At 49.6% G+C, this 19,782-nt stretch carries 19 protein-coding genes; 18 read left to right on the top strand and 1 reads right to left on the bottom strand.

Annotation, left to right across the window (positions count from 1 at the left end; translation table 11 throughout):
- The first annotated feature begins 1 nt into the window (after position 1).
- Positions 2-1,246, top strand: coding sequence for an iron-containing alcohol dehydrogenase (locus BUA56_RS17825; RefSeq protein WP_072854133.1), 1,245 nt, complete (start codon positions 2-4; stop codon positions 1,244-1,246).
- A 48-nt stretch (positions 1,247-1,294) separates the two neighbouring features.
- Here the strand turns inward: BUA56_RS17825 and BUA56_RS17820 are convergent, their stop codons facing one another.
- On the bottom strand, positions 1,295-2,374 hold the full coding sequence (locus BUA56_RS17820) for a LacI family DNA-binding transcriptional regulator (RefSeq protein WP_072854132.1): 1,080 nt from the start codon (positions 2,372-2,374) through the stop codon (positions 1,295-1,297).
- A 287-nt stretch (positions 2,375-2,661) separates the two neighbouring features.
- On the opposite strand from BUA56_RS17820, the gene BUA56_RS23225 reads away from it, so the two are divergent.
- The 17 genes from BUA56_RS23225 to BUA56_RS17735 all read left to right on the top strand — a co-directional run bounded on the left by BUA56_RS23225 (position 2,662) and on the right by BUA56_RS17735 (position 19,746).
- Complete coding sequence (locus tag BUA56_RS23225; RefSeq protein ID WP_084068072.1) at positions 2,662-3,717, top strand: thiamine pyrophosphate-dependent dehydrogenase E1 component subunit alpha; 1,056 nt, start codon at positions 2,662-2,664, stop codon at positions 3,715-3,717.
- Between the two features lie 17 nt (positions 3,718-3,734).
- Entirely contained in the window at positions 3,735-4,718 is a 984-nt protein-coding gene (locus tag BUA56_RS23220) for an alpha-ketoacid dehydrogenase subunit beta (RefSeq protein ID WP_072854131.1), read from the top strand.
- A 14-nt stretch (positions 4,719-4,732) separates the two neighbouring features.
- The gene (locus BUA56_RS17805; RefSeq protein ID WP_072854130.1) at positions 4,733-5,911 is read left to right on the top strand and encodes a dihydrolipoamide acetyltransferase family protein; all 1,179 of its coding nucleotides are present in this window, start codon (positions 4,733-4,735) and stop codon (positions 5,909-5,911) included.
- Positions 5,912-5,925: 14 nt separating this feature from the next.
- The gene (gene lpdA, locus BUA56_RS17800; protein WP_072854129.1) at positions 5,926-7,329 is read left to right on the top strand and encodes a dihydrolipoyl dehydrogenase; all 1,404 of its coding nucleotides are present in this window, start codon (positions 5,926-5,928) and stop codon (positions 7,327-7,329) included.
- Between the two features lie 3 nt (positions 7,330-7,332).
- Positions 7,333-8,187 carry a triose-phosphate isomerase gene (locus BUA56_RS17795; protein WP_072854128.1) on the top strand — a complete coding sequence of 285 codons (855 nt, stop codon included), beginning with the start codon at positions 7,333-7,335 and terminating at the stop codon, positions 8,185-8,187.
- Positions 8,184-9,638, top strand: a complete 1,455-nt coding sequence (locus tag BUA56_RS17790; RefSeq protein ID WP_072854127.1) for a lactate racemase domain-containing protein — start codon at positions 8,184-8,186, stop codon at positions 9,636-9,638. Before BUA56_RS17795 ends, BUA56_RS17790 begins: the two co-directional genes overlap by 4 nt.
- Positions 9,616-10,425, top strand: coding sequence for a sulfite exporter TauE/SafE family protein (locus tag BUA56_RS17785; protein ID WP_242946793.1), 810 nt, complete (start codon positions 9,616-9,618; stop codon positions 10,423-10,425). The genes BUA56_RS17790 and BUA56_RS17785 overlap by 23 nt, the downstream gene beginning before the upstream one ends.
- Positions 10,426-10,464: 39 nt before the next feature.
- Entirely contained in the window at positions 10,465-11,640 is a 1,176-nt protein-coding gene (locus BUA56_RS17780; RefSeq protein ID WP_072854125.1) for an ABC transporter substrate-binding protein, read from the top strand.
- A 24-nt stretch (positions 11,641-11,664) separates the two neighbouring features.
- Positions 11,665-12,474 carry an ABC transporter permease gene (locus BUA56_RS17775; RefSeq protein ID WP_423241205.1) on the top strand — a complete coding sequence of 270 codons (810 nt, stop codon included), beginning with the start codon at positions 11,665-11,667 and terminating at the stop codon, positions 12,472-12,474.
- On the top strand, positions 12,471-13,250 hold the full coding sequence (locus tag BUA56_RS17770) for an ABC transporter permease (protein WP_072854123.1): 780 nt from the start codon (positions 12,471-12,473) through the stop codon (positions 13,248-13,250). The genes BUA56_RS17775 and BUA56_RS17770 overlap by 4 nt, the downstream gene beginning before the upstream one ends.
- Positions 13,232-13,993: an ABC transporter ATP-binding protein gene (locus BUA56_RS17765; protein WP_072854122.1), complete on the top strand. Its 762-nt coding sequence runs from the start codon at positions 13,232-13,234 to the stop codon at positions 13,991-13,993. The genes BUA56_RS17770 and BUA56_RS17765 overlap by 19 nt, the downstream gene beginning before the upstream one ends.
- A gap of 2 nt (positions 13,994-13,995) precedes the next feature.
- On the top strand, positions 13,996-14,769 hold the full coding sequence (locus BUA56_RS17760; RefSeq protein WP_072854121.1) for an ABC transporter ATP-binding protein: 774 nt from the start codon (positions 13,996-13,998) through the stop codon (positions 14,767-14,769).
- A 27-nt stretch (positions 14,770-14,796) separates the two neighbouring features.
- Entirely contained in the window at positions 14,797-16,086 is a 1,290-nt protein-coding gene (locus BUA56_RS17755) for an NAD(P)H-dependent oxidoreductase (protein WP_072854120.1), read from the top strand.
- Positions 16,087-16,134: 48 nt separating this feature from the next.
- Positions 16,135-17,127: a lipoate--protein ligase gene (gene lplA, locus BUA56_RS17750; RefSeq protein ID WP_072854119.1), complete on the top strand. Its 993-nt coding sequence runs from the start codon at positions 16,135-16,137 to the stop codon at positions 17,125-17,127.
- 41 nt (positions 17,128-17,168) lie between these two features.
- Entirely contained in the window at positions 17,169-17,933 is a 765-nt protein-coding gene (locus BUA56_RS17745; RefSeq protein ID WP_139249506.1) for an MBL fold metallo-hydrolase, read from the top strand.
- A 163-nt stretch (positions 17,934-18,096) separates the two neighbouring features.
- Positions 18,097-18,768, top strand: a complete 672-nt coding sequence (locus tag BUA56_RS17740; protein WP_072854117.1) for a response regulator transcription factor — start codon at positions 18,097-18,099, stop codon at positions 18,766-18,768.
- Positions 18,769-18,792: 24 nt separating this feature from the next.
- Positions 18,793-19,746, top strand: coding sequence for a sensor histidine kinase (locus tag BUA56_RS17735; RefSeq protein ID WP_072854116.1), 954 nt, complete (start codon positions 18,793-18,795; stop codon positions 19,744-19,746).
- The last annotated feature ends 36 nt before the right edge of the window (positions 19,747-19,782 follow it).

The raw sequence follows: 19,782 nt of genomic DNA, 5'->3' as shown, positions 1-19,782 counted from the left end.
TATGGCAAGAACAAAGAAATACTTACAGTTCGGAATTATGCAGCGGATCTATCAGGGATCAGGGTGCATACAGATGATTCCAAATATTTTGGAAACAGAGGGATGGGACCGTGTGATGCTCATCGCAGATCCGGGGCTTTATAAGGCAGGTGTGATAGATCCCTTTGAAAAAATGTTAAAAGAAGCAGGGGTTTCCTACTTTATCTTTGATAATGTGCGCCCTAACCCGGAAGCGGCAACCATTGACGGGGAGGCTGTTCCGGCATTCCGGGAGTTCAGGGCCCAGGTAATGATCGCAGTAGGGGGAGGCAGCACCATGGATACCGCCAAAGGCGTAGCCATTGTTGGGGATTCCGGCAAAAAAGTGATGGATTTTATCGGAATCCCGCCCCAGGTACCGCTGAAACACAAGACCTATCCAATGATTGCAGTTCCTTCCACTGCAGGTACCGGAAGCGACGTGTGCCGCAACGCAGTAATCTGTGATGAGAATGGCTTCAAACTGGTGCCCTCCCATGACTCCATACTGCCTTCCTACGCGGTTCTGGATCCGGATCTGCTGGCGGGACTTCCCTTCCACATTGCGGCTGCCACAGCAGTGGATGCCCTGACACATGCGCTGGAATCCTACACGAGTATGAGTGCCAACGATTTTACAGAGCTCTTTTCCCTCCACTCCCTGGAACTCATCGGCGACTGCATCCGTCCCTTTGCGGCAAACCCGGCTGTGGATGAATATGCGGATAAAATGAGTCTGGCCTGCATGTACGCGGGATTTTCGCTGGGCATTGCCAGCATCGGCCAGGATCACGTGATTACCCATCCCATGGGGGAGGAACCCTTCCACATGCCCCACGGAGATGCCTGCGCCATGGCGCTTCCGGCTGTGATTGAATGGAACGGCCTGGGGTGTAAGGAAAAGTACCGGAAGGCATATAACGCTCTGGCAAAACAAAATGTGTCAGAGGGTGATTTCCAGGTGAAAATGCTCATTGACTGGGTGATACAGCTGAACCGCGATCTCCACCTGGCTTCGGATAAAAGCTTTGAGGCGTGGGGATACAGCGGGGAAGAGGTATTGGAGAAGATGCTCCGGCATCCCATCTTTAACAATAAGGATAAGACAAAAAATCCTGACTGCAATTACCCCAGGGTGACAAGGATGAAAGAGTTTGCTCATATTATTGAGCGGATTGATTACTATTCCAAAGTGACCACGGGTGAGATACCGTATGAATTTTGCTGATATGAAAACCGCAGTTTAATACAAAGGCTGACGCAGAGCTTTGATGCGTCAGCCTTTGTGTTCCGCTTTTGGGAGATCTACAGAAGCGGTGTGGTTTCTGGGATTGGGAGTACAGCTGTCGCGCACCATCAAGGTGCTTGGAAGCTGTATGACCACGGGTACGGAGTGAAGGCCGTTGATTCTGTCATCGAGAATCTTCACAGCGAATTTGCCCAGCTCCCGGTTCTGCATATTAAACGTGGTGAGCCTGGGCTTCATAAATTTAGCCATCTCAATATCATCCAGACCGATGACAGATACATCCTCCGGCACACGGTACTGATAATCCGTCAGCGCGCTGATTACCCCAATGGCCACCATATCATTGGCACAGCAAAAAGCCTCTGGGATCTCTCCGCTTCTCAGCAATTCTATAACCGCATTATAGGCCTGTTCTGTGCCAAGCTGAATATTCTTGCACAGATTCATATCTAACTTCAAATCATTGAGCTTTACTGCGTCTGAGAAAGCGCGGAAACGATGCTCATTTAGAATATCCGATTTCTCTGAGGGAATCGTCCCAATAAACCCAATCTTTGTAAATCCGCATTTTGCCAGATAATTAACGGAATCAACAATGGCCCCGTAGCCGTCGCAGATTACCTGGTCAATGCTGACATCCAGCTTATTCAGTCCGGTATACACCATATTCAAAGTGAGGTTATTAAGAAAATTCATAATCTTTTTGCTGACTCGTCCCATCAAAATGACACCATCCGGTGAGGTGTCGGAGATTCTTTTGCAGATGGATTCCGCACTTTCTGTGGAAGTGGAAAATGTATGTGTAATGGAATACCCCATCCGTCCGGACTCCTCCTGAATGCCCAGCAGAAGCTGGGAGAAAAAGTAGTCATTGTAGGTATCACTGGCAGACGCCAGGAAGCAGGTCAGATTCCTGTGCGCCGGTTCTGGAATGTATGTCTCAATCTCCGGGGTGCGTGTATAGTATCCCAGATCGTAGGCTGCCTTTATGATGCGCTCTGTGGTTGCTTTGCTGGCCGGTTTGCTTTTGTCATTGTTAAGCACCCGGGAGACAGTAGAGACAGATACCCCAGTGGCCTGGGCAATCTCGTAAAGCGTAACTCGCATAATTCAACCTCCTAATCTATTCTATTAATCCAAAGTATACACAAAAAAATTGGAATACGCAAGACAAGCAATGGAAAAATATTCTAATAATATTGAGAGACATTGCCGGATTGCTAGTCAAAAAGACAGATATAACAAATTAAACAAAAAAGATGCCGCATATTTGTTATAAATATGAATAAAATCCAAAAATATTGCGTAGAAGTAGGCAAATAATTTGTGGTATGATACAGATAAGTTAAAGCTTTTGTTATATAGTCTGCCAAGGAGTTATGGAGGGATCAGAAATGGAGAATGAAAAAGCGGAACAAATCAAATCAATTATCCCCAGTTACACACCTATGAGGGAGCTGCCGGAGGACTTGTCTCTGGCTGAGGCAAAAGAAATGTTCTACAGTATCTGCCAAATCCGGGAATTTGAGTTAAAGGTGCGGGATCTCTGGAGGGCGAATAAGATCAGGGGTATGTGCCATGCGTATTATTACGGGGAGGCAATTGCTGTGGGAGCCTGTCATGCCCTGGAAAAGGGGGATTACATCACCAGTACCCACAGGGGACACGGGCATGCACTTGCCAGAGGCGCTTCTCCGGGAAGGATGTTTGCGGAACTGTTCGGAAAGGCGGAAGGCTACAACAAAGGGAAAGGAGGTTCCATGCACATCGCAGATGTGAAAAGCGGAATCCTGGGAGCAACAGGGATTGTGGGCAGCGGCATTGCCCCTGCCGCCGGAGCTGCTCTCTCGGCAAAGCTTCAGAAAAACGGAAAAGTTTCACTCAGCTTTTTCGGGGACGGAGCCTGCAACCAGGGTCCCTTTTCGGAGACTCTGAATATGGCGGCAGCCTGGAACCTGCCGGTAATATTTCTGTGCGAGTATAACCAGTGGGCCATAGGGACGGACTACTGGAGGGTGACAAAGGAGCACGACGCCTATAAGCGGGCGGAGGGCTTTGGGATGCCCGGCATACAGATTGACGGATTTAATGTATTTGAAGTGTACAAAGCCGTCAGGGACGCAGCAGCCAGAGCAAGGGCAGGGGAAGGACCCACCCTGATCGAGGCACGCTATATGAGGATGCTGGGCCATCATGTGGGAGACGACCAGAACTACAGAGACGAAAAGGACCTTGAGAGGATATCGGTACTGTACGATATAGAACCGGTGACGAGGACCAGGGAATTCCTGGAGAGCGCAGGAGTGCCGAAGGAGGAACTGGAGGATATTCAAAAACGGGCGGCAGCTGAAATCCAGGAAGCCATTGCATATGCGGATACCCAATGCCATGAGCCGTCTCTGGAGACACTCTACGAGGATATCTATGCAGACGGTGAGATCATTATCTGAAAAGAGGGAGAAGTGTTATGAGCATAAAAACAGTGAGAGAAGCTTTAAACGAGGCCTTTGCTGAGGAGATGGAGCGGGACGCCGGCGTATTCATTATGGGGTGCGATGACGGCGTGAAAGGAAATCCCTTCGGCGTAACCATGGGTCTGGCGGACAGGTTTGGGCTGGAACGGGTAATTGACACTCCCATATCTGAGCCGGGATTTACCGGGATGGGAGTAGGAGCAGCAGCTACCGGCATGCGCCCTGTAGTGGAAATTATGTTTTGCGACTGGGTTACCCTTGCCATGGATCAGATCGTCAATATGGCGGCAAAGATGCGGTATATGTTTGGAGGAAATGTAGAAATGCCTCTGGTCATACGGGTTCCGATAGGTGCCGGCGGAGGGCAGGCCGCGCAGCACAGCCAGTCCCTGGAAGCCTGGTTCAACCATGTGCCGGGCCTGAAAATTGTAGCACCCTATACACCTGCCGACTGCAAGGGGCTGCTGAAAGCAGCGATAAGAGACAATAATCCTGTTATGTTTTTTGAGAACAAACGAACCTATGCGGTCAAGGGGGAGGTCCCGGACGGAGAGGATTACCTGGTGGAGATAGGGAAGGCTGCTGTTTCCCGGGAGGGACAGGATGTTACCCTGGTGACTTATTCCAGTATGGTGAAAACCTGTCTCCAGGCAGCAGAAAAACTGGAAAAGGAAGGAATATCCTGCGAGGTAATCGATCTGCGGACACTTCTGCCCCTGGATTATGATACGGTAGTTGCTTCCATTGAAAAAACAGGCAGGGTCATTGTAGTCCATGAAGCCTGCAAACGTGGGGGTATGGGAAGTGATATTGTGGCGGAGATCAATGAGAGAGCCTTCGATCTTCTGGATGCCCCTCCCCTTCGGGTGGGTGCCCTGAATATTCCGATTCCATATAATGCGGTTCTGGAATCCGCTGTACTGCCGGATGTTTCAGATGTGATAAACGCGGTTCATAAAAGCTTATCCAATGATTGAGGAGGGGGGATTCTATGCCGAAATACTTAGTTTTGCCTAAAATCGGAATGAATATGGAAGAGGGAGTGATAGACGAATGGCTCATAAAACCCGGGGATAAGGTGGAAAAGGAACAGATTGTGCTGCGGGCAGAGACAGACAAAGCTGTTCAGGATATCTTTGCGACAGATGGCGGTATCGTGTACAAGCTCCTGGTACATCCCGGGGATACCGTGCCCTGTCAGGAGAAGATTGCGATCCTGCTGGAGGAGGGGGAAGAGTATACAGAGGAGACGGCAGATCAGAACAAAGCAAGTGCAGAACCTAAGCCGGGACCTGGTACGGCGGACGTCCCTGAGAGGAAGCCGGGAGGAAAGGCTGCCGGACAGGAGAGAAAAAAAGGGAAGGTGCGTATCTCACCACTGGCGAAGAAGATGGCGGAAGACTTAGGAATTCCCATTGAGGAGCTTTCTCCGGAAGAGGAAGGAAAAAGAATTGTGAAAGCGGATGTTCTCAGGTATGAGCCGCCTGTTCCACGGGAATCATCTGTCTTCGTACCTTTTACTCCAAGGAGAAAAGCAATTGCGAGACATATGCTGGATAGCGTGAATCATAAGCCGCGGGTGACTCTGGTAACCACCGTTGACTGTGAGAACTTAATTGCCTTCCGCGAAAAGTTAAAAAAACAGACCAGAGTGTCGTACAACGAAATTATTGTCAAAGCCTGCGCCGCTGCGCTGAGGGTATATCCCCACATGAATTGTATTACACAGGAGGGAGGATTCTGTATAAAGGAGGATATCAATATCGGTGTGGCTGTGGATACCCCTGACGGACTCCTTGTTCCGGTGCTTAAGAAGGCGGATCAAAAGGGAATCTTTGAACTGGCTGGTGAATTCGGATCCCTGACAGAGAAGGCCAGAAACGGACAGTTATCCGCGGAGGATATGAGCGGGGGAACCTTTTCCGTTTCCAACGTGGGGATGTTTGGAATTGAGTCCTTTGACCCCATAATTAATTCCCCGGAATGCCTGATTCTCGGGGTGGGCTGTATGAAAGAGACAGCGGCAGTGGTGGAACATGAAATATGTGTCAGAACCTGTATGCAGATTTCTCTGTCATTTGATCACACAGTATTTGACGGCGCGGCAGCAGCAAAATTGCTGAAGGCAATCAAGGATTTGCTGGACGATCCGGTGATGATGCTGGCCTAGCGGAGGGAGAACAGATGGATAAGAAAAGCGTTACAGTGATAGGGGGAGGCCCGGGAGGTTATGTGGCTGCCATACGGGCAGCGCAGCTGGGGGCGGAAGTAACCCTGATTGAAAAGAAACGGATGGGGGGTACCTGCCTGAATATCGGCTGTATTCCCACCAAAGCACTGCTGGACAGTGCCCATGTATATCACGAGGCAGGAGCGTCCGCCGGAATCGGCGTTGTGGCCTCACCGCATCTGGACTGGAGTATGGTTCAGGAACGGAGAAGGAGTGTAATTGACAGACTGGTCTTGGGGGTTGAGGGGTTAATGCGAACCAACAAAATAAGAGTATTGTACGGTTTGGCGGGCTTTCTGGATCCCCATACGGTCTGTGTCAACATGGCGGATGGCCAAAAACAAAGGGTTTCCAGTGATTTCTTTATTCTTGCAACGGGTGCTGAGCCTCTGGTGCCGCCTATCCCGGGAGCCGGGGGAGACATCTGCATTGACAGTACGGCAGCCCTCTCTCTGGAAAAGGTACCTGACAGTATGGTGATCGTAGGGGGAGGGGTGATCGGCGTAGAACTGGCGACCGCGTACCACGAGTTCGGCACCAAAATCACAGTAGTGGAAATGGCAGGAAATATATTGCCTAACATGGACAGGACATTGTCGGAAAAGCTGAAGGCAGACATGGAACACAGAGGCATTCGCATTATGACTGGAGCGAAAGTCTGCAGTTTTGAGAAAAAAGGTGATATGTGCGCCTGCTGTGTGGAGCAGGAACATACACAGATAACCCTGGAAGCGGAAACAATACTCTTATGTATAGGAAGAAAGGCGAGCCTGAAAGGGCTGAATCTGGAGAAAGCAGGCGTCAGGGCGGAAAGAGCAATTCTGACAGATGCTTTTATGAGAACCAGCGCTGAGAATATCTATGCGGTGGGAGACTGCAACGGACAGTTGATGCTTGCCCACGCGGCGTCAGAGCAGGGGATAATTGCAGCTGAAAATTGCATGGGAGGGTCCCGCAGCTTTGACGGAAGTATATGTCCGGGCGGAGTATATTCCTTTCCTGAGCTGGCAGGTGTGGGCTTCACGGAGGAAGAGCTGCGGGAAAAAAATATATCATATCGGGCCGGAGTATTTCCTATGGCAGCCAACGGCAGGGCTTTAATTTACCGGCAGGACACCGGGATGGTCAAAGTACTGACGGGGGAACCATACGGTGAGCTGCTGGGGGTACATGTATACGGGCCGCAGGCTACGGAGCTGATCGCCGAAGCTGCCCTGGCTATAAAACTGGAGGCTACTGCAGATGAGCTCATTGATACTATTCATGCGCATCCTACGCTGAGTGAATGTGTCCGGGAGGCAGCTTTGGCGGCGCAGAACCGTGCCATACATACGGGCAATAGAAAGACAAGGGGGTAAAGCATGAAGCATATTTTTTTGAACCTGAAAAGATTCGATATTACCAAGGAATACGGGGGTGTAAACAGTCTTGCAGAGCTGCCGGAATGGGCTTCTTATATAATAAAAAACACCCAGGAAGGACTAAAAAAATACAGAAAGGAGGAGGCCGAGTTTATCCATTTTTTTCCGGAGGCACATCTCATGAATGCGGTGGAGGCTCTGGAAAAGGACAGTCCGGTAATCATAGGAAGCCAGGGTGTCTACAGAGAGGATGCTGCCGTAGGAGGGAACTTCGGCGCATTTACTACAAACCGTACTGCGTCTGTTGTGAAGGCCATGGGATGCGGGGCCACTTTAATCGGCCACTGCGAGGAGCGAAATGACAAAAAGGGAGTGCTGAAAAAAGCCGGGATATCGGATCCCATAGCGGTAAATGGCCTGCTGAACGAAGAAATCTTATGTGCCCAGGCGGCAGGCCTAAAGGTTCTGTACTGTATTGGTGAATCAGCTGCGGAGCAGTACCGGTGGGAAGAGGTTCTGGGGGAACAGCTGGAGACAGGGCTGAAAGGTGTGGACAAAGAGGGTGTTGTCATCGGATATGAGCCCATATGGTCCATAGGCCCCGGGAAGACGCCGGCCGGTAAAGAGTACATAACGAAGGTTGCGAGATTTATTAAAGAAAAAACGGACGGCATGGACGTGGTATACGGCGGAGGCCTAAAGGCGGATAATGCAAAGATGCTGGCATCCATTGAGGAAATTGACGGCGGATTGATTGCACTGACACACTTTTCGGATAACATTGGATTCTACCCGGAGGAATACCTGGAAATTGTACACTTATACTTAGGAGAACAGAAAGGAGAGGACGCATGAACGTTGAGTTTGAGTATGGGCATGGCACAATGACAGCCGAACTGCCGGATACAGCAGATGTATTTATCCCCGGGGAAACCGTTCCCGATCCCCCCCATATTCCGGAAGCTGAGATTATTGAACGCACAAGGGAGTCTGTGCGCAGCCCTATTGGAATGGAGCCTCTTGGGAAGCTGGCCCATAAGGGAAGCAAGGTGGTTTTTGTAATCCCGGATATTGTGAAAGGCGGCTGCCAGGCCACTTCCCACAGAAAAGTTGCAATTAAGGTAATGCTGGAAGAGCTATATGCCGCAGGCGTTGAAAAAAATGACATTCTGCTTCTGTTTTCCAACGGACTGCACCCCAGAACGACGGTGCCTGAGATGAAACAGATCCTTGGGAAGGAACTGTTTGATGAATTCTACTATACGAATCAGATTACCAGTCACGATTCGGAGGACTATGATCACCTGGTGGACCTGGGAACTACCGGACGGGGGGATCCGGTTATCATGAACCGGTATGTATACGAGTGTGATATCCCTATACTCATAGGCCATACCCAGGGAAATCCCTACGGGGGATATTCAGGGGGATACAAACATTGCTCCACAGGCATTACCCACTGGAGAAGCATTGCGTCCCACCATGTCCCCCAGGTGATGCACCGTCCGGACTTTACGCCGGTCTCCGGGCATTCCCTGATGCGGACGAAGTTTGACGAGATTGGCAGGCACATGGAAGAAAAGATGGGACATCCATTTTTCTGCTGTGACGCAGTGCTGGATACGTATTCCAGACAGATAGAGATTAATTCCGGCTATGCTGCCGAGATGCAGAGGCGAAGCTGGAAGACAGCAAATATCAGAACCTATGTACCCTTTGCCGAGCAGAAATATAATGTTCTGGTGTTCGGTATGCCTCAGGACTTCCACTACGGAAACGGCATGGGAACCAATCCCATTCAGATGATGCAGGCACTGTCTGCCCAGGTGATCCGGCATAAACGTATTATGAGCGACCGGTGCGTGATTATCTGTTCCTCGGTCTGCAACGGCTACTTCCACGATGAAAGGTGGCCGTATCTGAGGGAATTGTATGAGTTGTTTCAGCATGACTATATGAATATTCTGCCGGACATGAACCGCTACGGAGAGTACTTTGCCACAAAGGAAGAATATATCCGGAAATACCGTTTTGCCAACGCGTTCCACCCCTTCCATGGATTCAGCATGATGAGCTGCGGGCATATCGCAGAGGAAAATACATCGGCGATCTATATTGTGGGAGCCCAGGAGCCGGGAATTGCCCGGGGAATGGGACTTAAGACGAGAGCAACCTTTGAGGAGGCACTGGCAGACGCGAAAAAGAAATATGTGGGCGGAGATCCGAAGATACTGGCACTTCCCAAGACATTTAAGCTGGGGGCTGTTCATCTGTGTATGAAGGATGATGATCTGCAAAATGTATGACTCCTCGCTGCTCATAATTTATCTGATCAGTTTTCTGGCTTCTGTTCTTGGCGCTGTCTGCGGAATCGGAGGCGGAGTAATTATAAAACCCGTACTGGATTCTTTTCAGCTCATGGATGCGGGCACTGTCAGCTTCTTATCAGGGTGTACGGTACTGTCCATGACATGCTATTCCGTAGTAAGCGTTCATGTTAAGGGGGACTCCCGTATTGACTATAAAGTCAGTACGTATCTGGGGATAGGGGCAGCCGCAGGCGGCTGCCTGGGAAAATGCCTCTTCGAAGCACTGAACCGCTGGTTTTCTGATGCGGGGCGGATCGGCGCGGTTCAGTCCGCGGCCCTGTTTGTCCTTACCATAGGGACACTGTGCTATACACTGCAAAAACATAGAATTCACACAAGGCACATTACCGGCAAAAGTATCTGTGCATGCATAGGAATTATACTAGGGATTATGTCCTCTTTTTTAGGAATTGGAGGGGGACCGATCAATCTGGTTCTTCTTTACTTTTGCTTCTCCATGGAGACAAAAGTGGCTGTTCAGAATTCCTTATATATTATACTCATATCCCAGGTCAGCAGTTTGATTTTCACAGCGGTGAAAGGGAATTTGCCGGCTGTCCGTCCGGCGCTTCTGCTGGGAATGGTGATATTTGGAATATTAGGGGGAGCAGCGGGGAGAAGAGTGAACAGTAAAATTGATTCACATACAGTGAATAAGCTTTTTATTGCGGTCATGCTGATTATTATACTAATTTGTGTCTATAATTTTGTGCAATATATGTAAACCACTAAGAAAAAGCAAACATAGAAAGGAGAAAAAACTATGAAAAAGGTGCTGGCGTTTACATTGGCAATGTCATTGGCGATGGGAGGTATTGCAGGATGCGGTGAGGGATCTTCCTCCAAAAAGGAAACTAAAGCAACGGCCCCAAAAGACTCTAAAACAACCTGGGATATAGAGCCCCTGGACGAGAGACAGACTCTGGATATTGCATATTTCTCCGGAGTTATGCATTCCCTCCCCATTTATATTGCGGACGAAAAGGGCTGGTTTGATGAACTGAATATTGATCTGGAGTATTCTTCCTTTACCAGCGGTCCCGCCATGATGGAGGCCAATGAGAGCTGGGATATTGCTACCACAGGCAGCCCCGGAGTTCTCGTGGGTATGCTGGGATATGATGTGTACTGCATCGGCAACTGCGAATATGATGCGGTTTTGAATCTGTACACCCGTGAGGACTCTCCCATCTATAAAGCCGGAAAAGGAAAGGTAGAGGGAGCAGAGGAATTATATGGTACAGCAGAAGAATGGGCCGGAACGGAATGGCTGCTCCCTGTGGGCACCACCACAAATATAGTGCTGAATTCCACCCTGTCTCTCCTTGGACTGGAAGATAAGGATATTACAATGGTCAATATGGATAACAGCACAGGATTCACCGCCTTCAAAGCCGGTGAGGGAGATGGTGTGTGTCTGTCCCTTTCCGTAGCTCTGGAAGCTGAGAAGGCAGGATACAAAAAGGTCAGCGGTCTGGATATTACAGGTGACTTAATTGAATGCGGTATCTGCGCAACGGCAGACGCCCTGGAAAATAAAAGGGATGCTGTTAAAAAGTTTTATGAAGTATATTACAGAGCCAGCGAGTGGATTGCGGACAATATGGAAGAGGCAGAAGGATACTATCTGGAAACTTGTGAGATTGAGGGGATTGCCTGTGACGAGGAAACTGCAAAATATATCTGCGAAAGGAGAAACAGCCCGACGCTGGATGATGTCATGGAACAGCTGGATACTACCGTAGAGTATGAGCCTTACACAAAGCGGGCGGTTACCAAGGCCGAATCTGATCTGCTGGTCACCCTGGACTTTTTTATTAACACCGGAAAGTATACAGACAAAGATCGGGAATTCGTGCTGGACAACAACATGTTTGATCCAAGCATTGCCCAAGAGGTTCACAAGGAAATGACAGAGGCCGGAAGATGGAATTATTAACTCATAATCATAGAGGAAATGACAATGGATAAAAAAACAAAGAAAAATAAATTCGCGGACGGCAGTACAAAGTACGCTTTGCTGTCAGTGTTGGGAATTGCCGGTTTTTTTGTCATCTGGCAGCTGCTGGTAGTAAGCGGTATTATTAATTCCAAGTATCTGGCGGCGCCTACAGACATTATAAAGCTGTTTTTTGTAAAAATTGCTGAGACAGCGCCGGACGGCAATACGCTGCAGGTCAATGTGTTTTCCAGTTTACGGGTGTCTCTGCTGGGGCTTTTCACTGCATTAATTCTGGGAATTCCACTGGGCTGGCTTATGGGGTGGTACCGGTGGGTGGATCGCTTTGTCACCCCCCTGTTTGAAATCATACGCCCCATTCCCCCTATTTCCTGGATCCCCTTAACGATCCTGTGGCTGGGGATTGGACTGAAGGCACAGGCATTTATTATATTTTTCTCAGCGTTTATTCCCTGTGTGATTAATTCTTATACGGGAATCAAGCAGACCAGCCCTGTACTCATCAATGTGGCGAAAACATTTGGCGCCACCAACTTTACGATTTTTATAAAAGTAGGAATTCCTTCCTCCCTTCCCATTACCTTTGCCGGAATCCGGGTAGCCCTGGGGAATTCATGGTCTACACTGGTGGCGGCCGAAATGCTTGCCTCCAGTGCGGGACTGGGCTACATGATCCTTATGGGGCGCGCCTTTGCCAGACCGGATATTATCGTTCTGGGCATGCTGGTGATCGGCGTTATCGGGGCTATTATGACAGCGCTGCTGGAATTCGCGGAGAAGAAAATTGTGAAATGGGGAGGTAGAACACGATGAAGCAAAGAAATCTGTTTTTAGAAATTCTGTATGCTGTTCTGCCGGCTGTCTCTATTGCATGCCTCCTGGTCCTGTGGATGGGAGTTTCCGGGAATCGGCCGGATCTGATCCCCACACCGGCAGAGACCTGGTCCAGGTTTGCGGATACATTTGACAAGCCTATTATGAGACTCAGCTTTTTCGGACACATCCTGGCCAGCCTGCGCAGAGTTATGACAGCCTTATTAATTTCCTGGTCTGCGGGTATCTTATTCGGGATTCTAATCGGTTGGAGCAGGACCGGCAAGTCAGTTTTTGGATCCATATTTAATATGCTGCGTCCCATTCCCCCTTTGGCGTGGATCCCTCTTATTACCATATGGTTTGGGATTGGCGAGACCCCAAAAATATTAATTGTAGTAATCGGTTCCATAGTTCCGGTGATCGTAAACACACAGTCAGGAATGGAGCGCGTGGAACAGCTTTACCTGGATGTGGGAACGGTATTCCATGCCAATTCCAGGCAGCTTTTGTTTGAGATTGCTGTACCTTCAGCGCTGCCTACCATTCTCGCGGGAATTAAGACTTCTATCAGCACCGGTTGGATGGTTGTGCTGGCGGCGGAGATGCTGGGGGCAAAATCAGGTGTAGGTTTTCTGATTACCAGAGGGATGGACAGCGGTGATACTGCGCTGGTTCTTGTGGCGATGATTGCCATCGGCATTGTAGGCGCCCTGCTTGCAGTATTTATATCATTTGTGGAAAGGATGATTTGCCCATGGCTGAGAAAAAAATAAGGTTAAGGTTAGACAAACTGACAAAGATATACCATACGCCGGAGGGTGAATTCGAGGCGGTACATGAGGTGTCTCTGGAGGTTCAGGATAGGGAATTCCTTGTTCTTTTGGGGCCCGGCCACTGCGGCAAAACGGTACTGCTGAATATGATAGCGGGGCTGGAGGCTCCTTCGTCGGGCAGTTTTTATCTGGATGAAAAAGAAGTTCGGGGTTCCCACGGCGCCGTGGGGATGGTATTTCAGAAAACAGGACTCATGCCCTGGAAGACGGTGATGCAGAATGTGGAGCTGGGCCCTAAGATGGCCGGGGAGGACAAAAAGACCAGGCGGGAGCGGGCGAAGAAATATATTGATCTGGTAGGCCTGTCGGGATTCGAGAATTCTTACCCCAGCCAGCTCTCCGGAGGTATGAAGCAGCGGGTGGGAATCGCCCGCGCCTACACCAATAACCCGGAGATCTTGCTGATGGACGAACCTTTCGGGGCTTTGGACGCCCAGACCAGGTATGCCATGGAGGACGAACTCATAAGAATCTGGGAACAGGAAAAGCGTACCATTATCTTTGTGACAAACAATATTGAGGAAGCAGCGTATCTGGGAGACCGCATCGTCTTATTCAGCGAGTGTCCTGCCCGCGTAAAAGAAATATATGAGATAGACTTACCCCGGCCCAGAAATAATGTAGACCCCAATTTTCTGCATATCAGGCAGGTGATTGCGGCGAATACGGATTTGGCTCTTTAATTATGGAAGGACGAGAGGTGTTAATGATGGGCAATAACCGTGAAGTTAAGGTGGAAGTAAAAAACCTGACGAAAAAATTTGATGATCTCCTGGTGCTCAATGATATTTCTTTTAACATTAGAAAAGGGGAATTTGTCTGTGTCGTAGGGCCGACCGGGTGCGGCAAAACAACATTTCTGAATCTGCTGACAAAGCTGATAGAGCCCACCTCAGGGGAACTCCTGATAGACGGGGAACCGGCGGATCCGAAAAAACATAATCTGGCCTTTGTATTTCAGGAGCCGTCGGCATTTCAGTGGCTGACAGTGGAAGAGAATCTGGCCTTTGGCCTGAAAATAAAAAAGCTCCCTCCGGATGAAATCAAGCGGAGGGTAGACAATATGCTGGAGCTGCTTGGGCTGACCAAATTCAGAAATGCATACCCCTCCCAGCTGTCGGTGAGTTCGGAGCAGCGCATTATCATAGGACGGGCATTTGTCATGAATCCCGACTTGCTGCTTATGGACGAGCCCTACGGGCAGATGGATATAAAACTTCGGTATTATCTGGAAGACGAGGTGATACGTCTCTGGAAAGAAACGGGAAGCACAGTTGTATTTATTACCCACAACATAGAAGAGGCTGTGTATCTGGCAGAAAAGGTGCTGATCCTGACTAATAAACCGGCAACGATTAAGGAGGAGATAGAAGTGGAACTTCCGAGACCCCGGGATTTTACGGATCCTGCATTTATTCAGCTGCGTACCCACATAACGGATCAGATTAAATGGTGGTAATCAGATAAAGAGAGGAGAAAAAGCAATATGTTTGGACTGAATTACAAGTTATTGAAGCTGGAGGAAGAGGGGGAACCCGTATATGCGGGCGTGGTAGGAGCCGGAAACCAGGGTAAGGGCATGATCAATCAGATGGCCGGTATGCCTGGCATGAGGCCTGCGATTATTTCGGATATCCGGTTAGAGAATGCCGTATCAGCCTATGAAAATGCAGGATTAACCAGAGAACAGTTTATTGTCACCAATGATCTGAAGGAAGCAAACGAGGCATTAAAAAACGGTAAGTTTGTTGTGACGGAGGACTTTAAACTGGTTGCACAGGCGGAAGGGATTTCAACGGTAGTAGACGCCACCGGCGTCCCTGAGGTGGGAGCGCGTCTGGCCGTGGAGGCTATCGAGAACGGAAAAAATATCGTAATGCTGAATGTGGAGACAGATGTTACTATTGGATCCTACCTGAAAACTCTTGCGGACAAAAAGGGTGTCGTGTATACTGGATCCGCGGGAGACGAGCCTGGTGCCGTCAAAGAGTATTATGATTTTGCAAAGGCAATGGGATTCCAGGTGCGGGTAATCGGAAAGGGACAGAATCATAAGATAAACAGGGAGTCCACTCCGGATACCGTCGCGGAGGAGGCAAAAAGCCTGGGGCTTGCGCCTAAGATGCTCTGCTCTTTTAAAGACGGAACAAAGACAATGGTGGAGATGACTGCTATGGCGAACTCGACAGGCATGACCTGCGATATCCGGGGTGCCCATGGTCCATCCACAGATGTAGACGGCCTTGCCGGTACCTTTCTGTCCAAGGAAGAGGGCGGGATCCTGGACCGCTACGGGGTGGTTGAATATGTCAATGGAGTTGCCCCCGGGGTGTTTGCCATTATAGCTCACGAGAACGGCGAGGTAAATGGGGAAATGCGGTATTTAAGAATGGGAGACGGCCCCAATTACACATTGTTCCGCCCCTTCCATCTATGCAGTCTTGAGACGCCGCTCTCTGTGGCTATGGCGTCTATCGACAAGATGGCTACCATTGCGCCCCTGGGAAAGCCGGTATGTGAGGTCATCACCCTGGCAAAACGGGATCTCAGGGCCGGAGAGCCCCTGGACTACATCGGGGGATACACCGTGTATGGGATGATTGAAGCATACGATACAGCCAAAAAGATGAATGCAGTACCCATCGGACTGATCAACAAGAATACAGTGGTAAAAAAAGACATTAAGAAGGGTGAGGTGATCACCTATGACATGCTTGCTATGGATGAGAGCTCCTACATCTATGAGCTGAGACAACTCCAGGATGCCGTTTATTAAAGGTATCCGGCTCTCAAAGACCGTCCGGCTGCAGAAGGGAGTGAGCGTGTGGGGCATTACTATTATCAGACAGAATCTTGTAATCCGTGGCACAATCTGGCAGTAGAAACGTATCTGGGTTCCAGAATAGAGAAAAATGATGTGATCCTATACCTTTGGCAGAATGACAAAACAGTAGTAATCGGCAGGAATCAGAATGCGCTTTTGGAGTGCAGGGCAAAACTGCTGGAGGAAGAAGGCGGGTTCCTGGCCAGAAGAACAACAGGAGGGGGCGCCGTATACCAGGATCTTGGGAATCTGTGTTTTACATTTTTGGCAGATCCAAGGGTCTATGATTTGGAACGGCAGATGAGAGTAGTGACAGACGCCCTAAAAACCTACGGCCTGCGCGCTGAATTTTCGGGGAGAAATGATTTGCTGGCGGAAAATGGATGCAAATTCTCTGGCAATGCTTTTTCCAATACCGGAAGCTGCAGAGTACATCACGGTACTTTAATGGTGGATGTGGACTTGCAAAACATGGAGCGTTATCTGACCCCTTCCTCTCATAAGCTCAGGGCAAAAGGTGTTTCGTCTGTGCGCTCCCGGGTGTGCAGCCTGAGGGATATCCTGCCGGAACTTACCGTTGAGGGACTGAAAGGCGCATTAATAGAAAGCTTCGGTAAAGAATATGGGAGCGTTCAAAAATTAAAGGATCAGGAATTTCCGTTATCTGAAATCAATCGCACAAAGGAATGGCATGCCTCCTGGGAATGGAGATACGGAAAGTCGCCGGAGTGTGAGATAAGATGCACCAGACGTTTTTCGTGGGGGGAGGCGGATCTTTGGATAAAGGGGTCAGGTCTGCGCATCCTGGAGATTAAAATGTATTCAGACTGCCTGGATGCAAGCCTCCCGCAGGCATTTGAGCGTCTGGTGACAGGGAAAAGGCTTGATATGGGTGACGTGACGGAGGAAGATATCCTCCGCGCAGGCGGTTCAGAGCAGCAGAGGGAACGGGTCAGGGAAGCAGTGTCATGGCTTTCATCTGCAGATCTGTAAACAGGAATCTGGGAATGGGGAAGGCAAAAGAGAGGTCGAACATGGATTATTTTTTTCACGTAGGAAATGCAGGAGTCATATTAAAACTTGAAGGACAGTGGGTTGGAATTGATGTATTTACCGGACGGGAGATTAAGCCCTATCAGCCTATGCCGGAGACGCTGGAACAAAAGCTTCTCTGCGATGCCGGCTGCCCTGAGATAGGACTGCTTGTCATCACCCATAACCACAGAGACCATTTCCATCCCCAAAAGGTCTCTGCTTATCTGAAAACCCACAGTTCTGCCCTGGTTTTGGCGGGGGATGATATCCTTTCCATATTGGCAGAAGCCGGCGTCAGTGCCTCCCGCTTTCTGAAAAAGGAGAGACTGTCTGACCGGGATTTTGTGGGCAGATACGGTGTACTGACTCTATATCTGCTGTCCACAGAACATATGGGCAACGTCTACCGGGACGTACGCCATTACAGCGTACTGCTTCAGTATCAGGGGCAGGCGCTGTTTGTTTCGGGGGATGCGAAGCCCGACCGCAGACTGTACGGCCATTTGCGGGAGTACTGCGGGAAACTGAGGGTTCTGATTGCCCCATTTCCCGCCCTTGGGCTGCCCGGCGCGAGAAAGTGCCTGCTGGAGTATTACCGGCCGGAGCATATATTTCTGGTGCATTTTCCTTCTCCGGGTGAAGACGAGGAGGGCTGGATAAAAAGTACTGTGGAGAGCTGCCGGAAGATGGGCGGGGAGCTTCCATATCCTGTATACTGCCTGGAGGCAGAAGAGAGGTATCCTTTACATCTTGCTGCTGATTAGAGTCAGAATAGCTCATGAAAAAACAGCAGAGGATGAATAAATGGAAAAGGATGGTTTTGCAGAATGGTCCTTTTTATGATATGGTTAGTCTTAGGTACGTATATGATGAGAGTCATGGGCGGCAAAAAAGCAATTGCCATGTGACAGGAGTGAAGGACAGTATATGAAGCAGGTTCTGATTGTGGAAGATGATAAAAATCTTAATAACGGGATAAGTATTGCCCTGCGGAGTGAATATTGCTGCGTGCAGGCGTTTACCCTGCAGCAGGCAAGAGAGAGATGGAGAGAACAGCGCCCCGACTTGATCCTCCTGGATGTGAATCTGCCGGACGGCAGCGGGATTGATTTTATGGAGGAGATCCGCCGTTCTGACAGGACGCCTATTATATTGCTAACTGCAAATAATATGGAAATGGATATTGTGACGGGGCTGGAATCCGGGGCAAACGATTACATCACAAAACCCTTCAGCCTCATGGTCCTTCGTGCCCGGGTGGGAGTACAGCTGCGGGAGGGAAAAAGCACGGGAGCTGTATTCAAATGCGGGGAGTACTGCTTTGACTTTGAGAAGATGGAATTTATGAAGGGAAGCCGCGGGATCGACCTGAGCAAAACAGAACAGCGTCTGCTCCGGTGCCTGGTGGAGCATAAAGGGAAAAGTGTGAGCCGAAGCCGGCTGATCGATACTGTCTGGCAGGGGGATACCGAGTTTGTGGATGAACATGCCCTTACGGTTGCGGTCAACCGCCTGCGGAATAAGCTGGGGGATTCCCCCAGCGCCCCGGAATGCATCAAAACGGTATACGGCATAGGGTATATCTGGGCGAAACAATAAGTACAGAAAGCAGGGGGAGCATAGATGAAGTCAGAGGTACTGATACTTGTATCTGCAAGTGTGGCAGTCGTTCTGCTTGGCGCCTGTATTGGGGTTGTGATATTCTTTCGGGCACGGGAGAAAAGAATCATCCGCCGGATACAGCAGATGCTGGATGACGCCATAGACGGCAGATTCCAGGATGAGCATTTGGATGAGACCGGTGTATCGGCTATAGAAAACACCATGTGGCGGTACCTCTGTGACAATGAGATGGCATACCAGAAGCTTTCCAGGGAGAAAGAGCAGATACAGCTGCAGATATCCGATATCTCCCATCAATCGGTAACTCCCATCTCAAATATAGTGCTGTATTCACAATTGCTGGAAGAATGGCTGGTGCTGCAGGAATCAGACGGAAGCCCGGAGGCGGCGGGCTGGACAGCGGCGATCCGGGAGCAGGCCAAAACACTGGAATTCCTGGTGGGATCCCTGGTAAAGCTGTCCCGCCTGGAGACGGGGATTATAAAAGTAAATATGGAAAAACAAAAGCTTCAGCCTGTATTAAGGGCCTTACAGCAGCAGTTTATGCCGAAGGCGGAGCAGAAGGGGGTCCGGCTGACCGTGGAACCCACAGAGGAAACCGCTGTGTTCGACTTAAAGTGGACCATAGAGGCGGCGGCAAATGTGGTTGACAATGCCATTAAGTACACGCCCTGCGGAGGTGAGATTGTTGTCTCTGCAGAGGCTTATTCCTTTTTTGTATGTATCCGTGTGGCAGATCAGGGGATTGGGATCCCGGAGGAGGAACAGGCCAGCGTTTTCTCCAGATTTTACCGATCCCCCGGAGTGAGCGGAGAACCCGGACTGGGGATTGGGCTGTACCTTGCCAGAGAAGTGATGAAAGCTCAAAATGGATATATAAAACTTGCCTCCAGGGAGGGCAGGGGAAGTGTATTCTCTCTTTTCCTGCTGACAGAAGAAATATCTCAGAAGTGAGACATTCCGGAAACAGGTTTGAGATATTGACATGGT

The organism is Lactonifactor longoviformis DSM 17459, from assembly GCF_900129135.1.
Classification (GTDB): domain Bacteria; phylum Bacillota; class Clostridia; order Lachnospirales; family Lachnospiraceae; genus Lactonifactor; species Lactonifactor longoviformis.
Note: the sequence above shows the minus strand (reverse complement) of the source record. Positions and strands in the feature narration are given on the sequence as shown.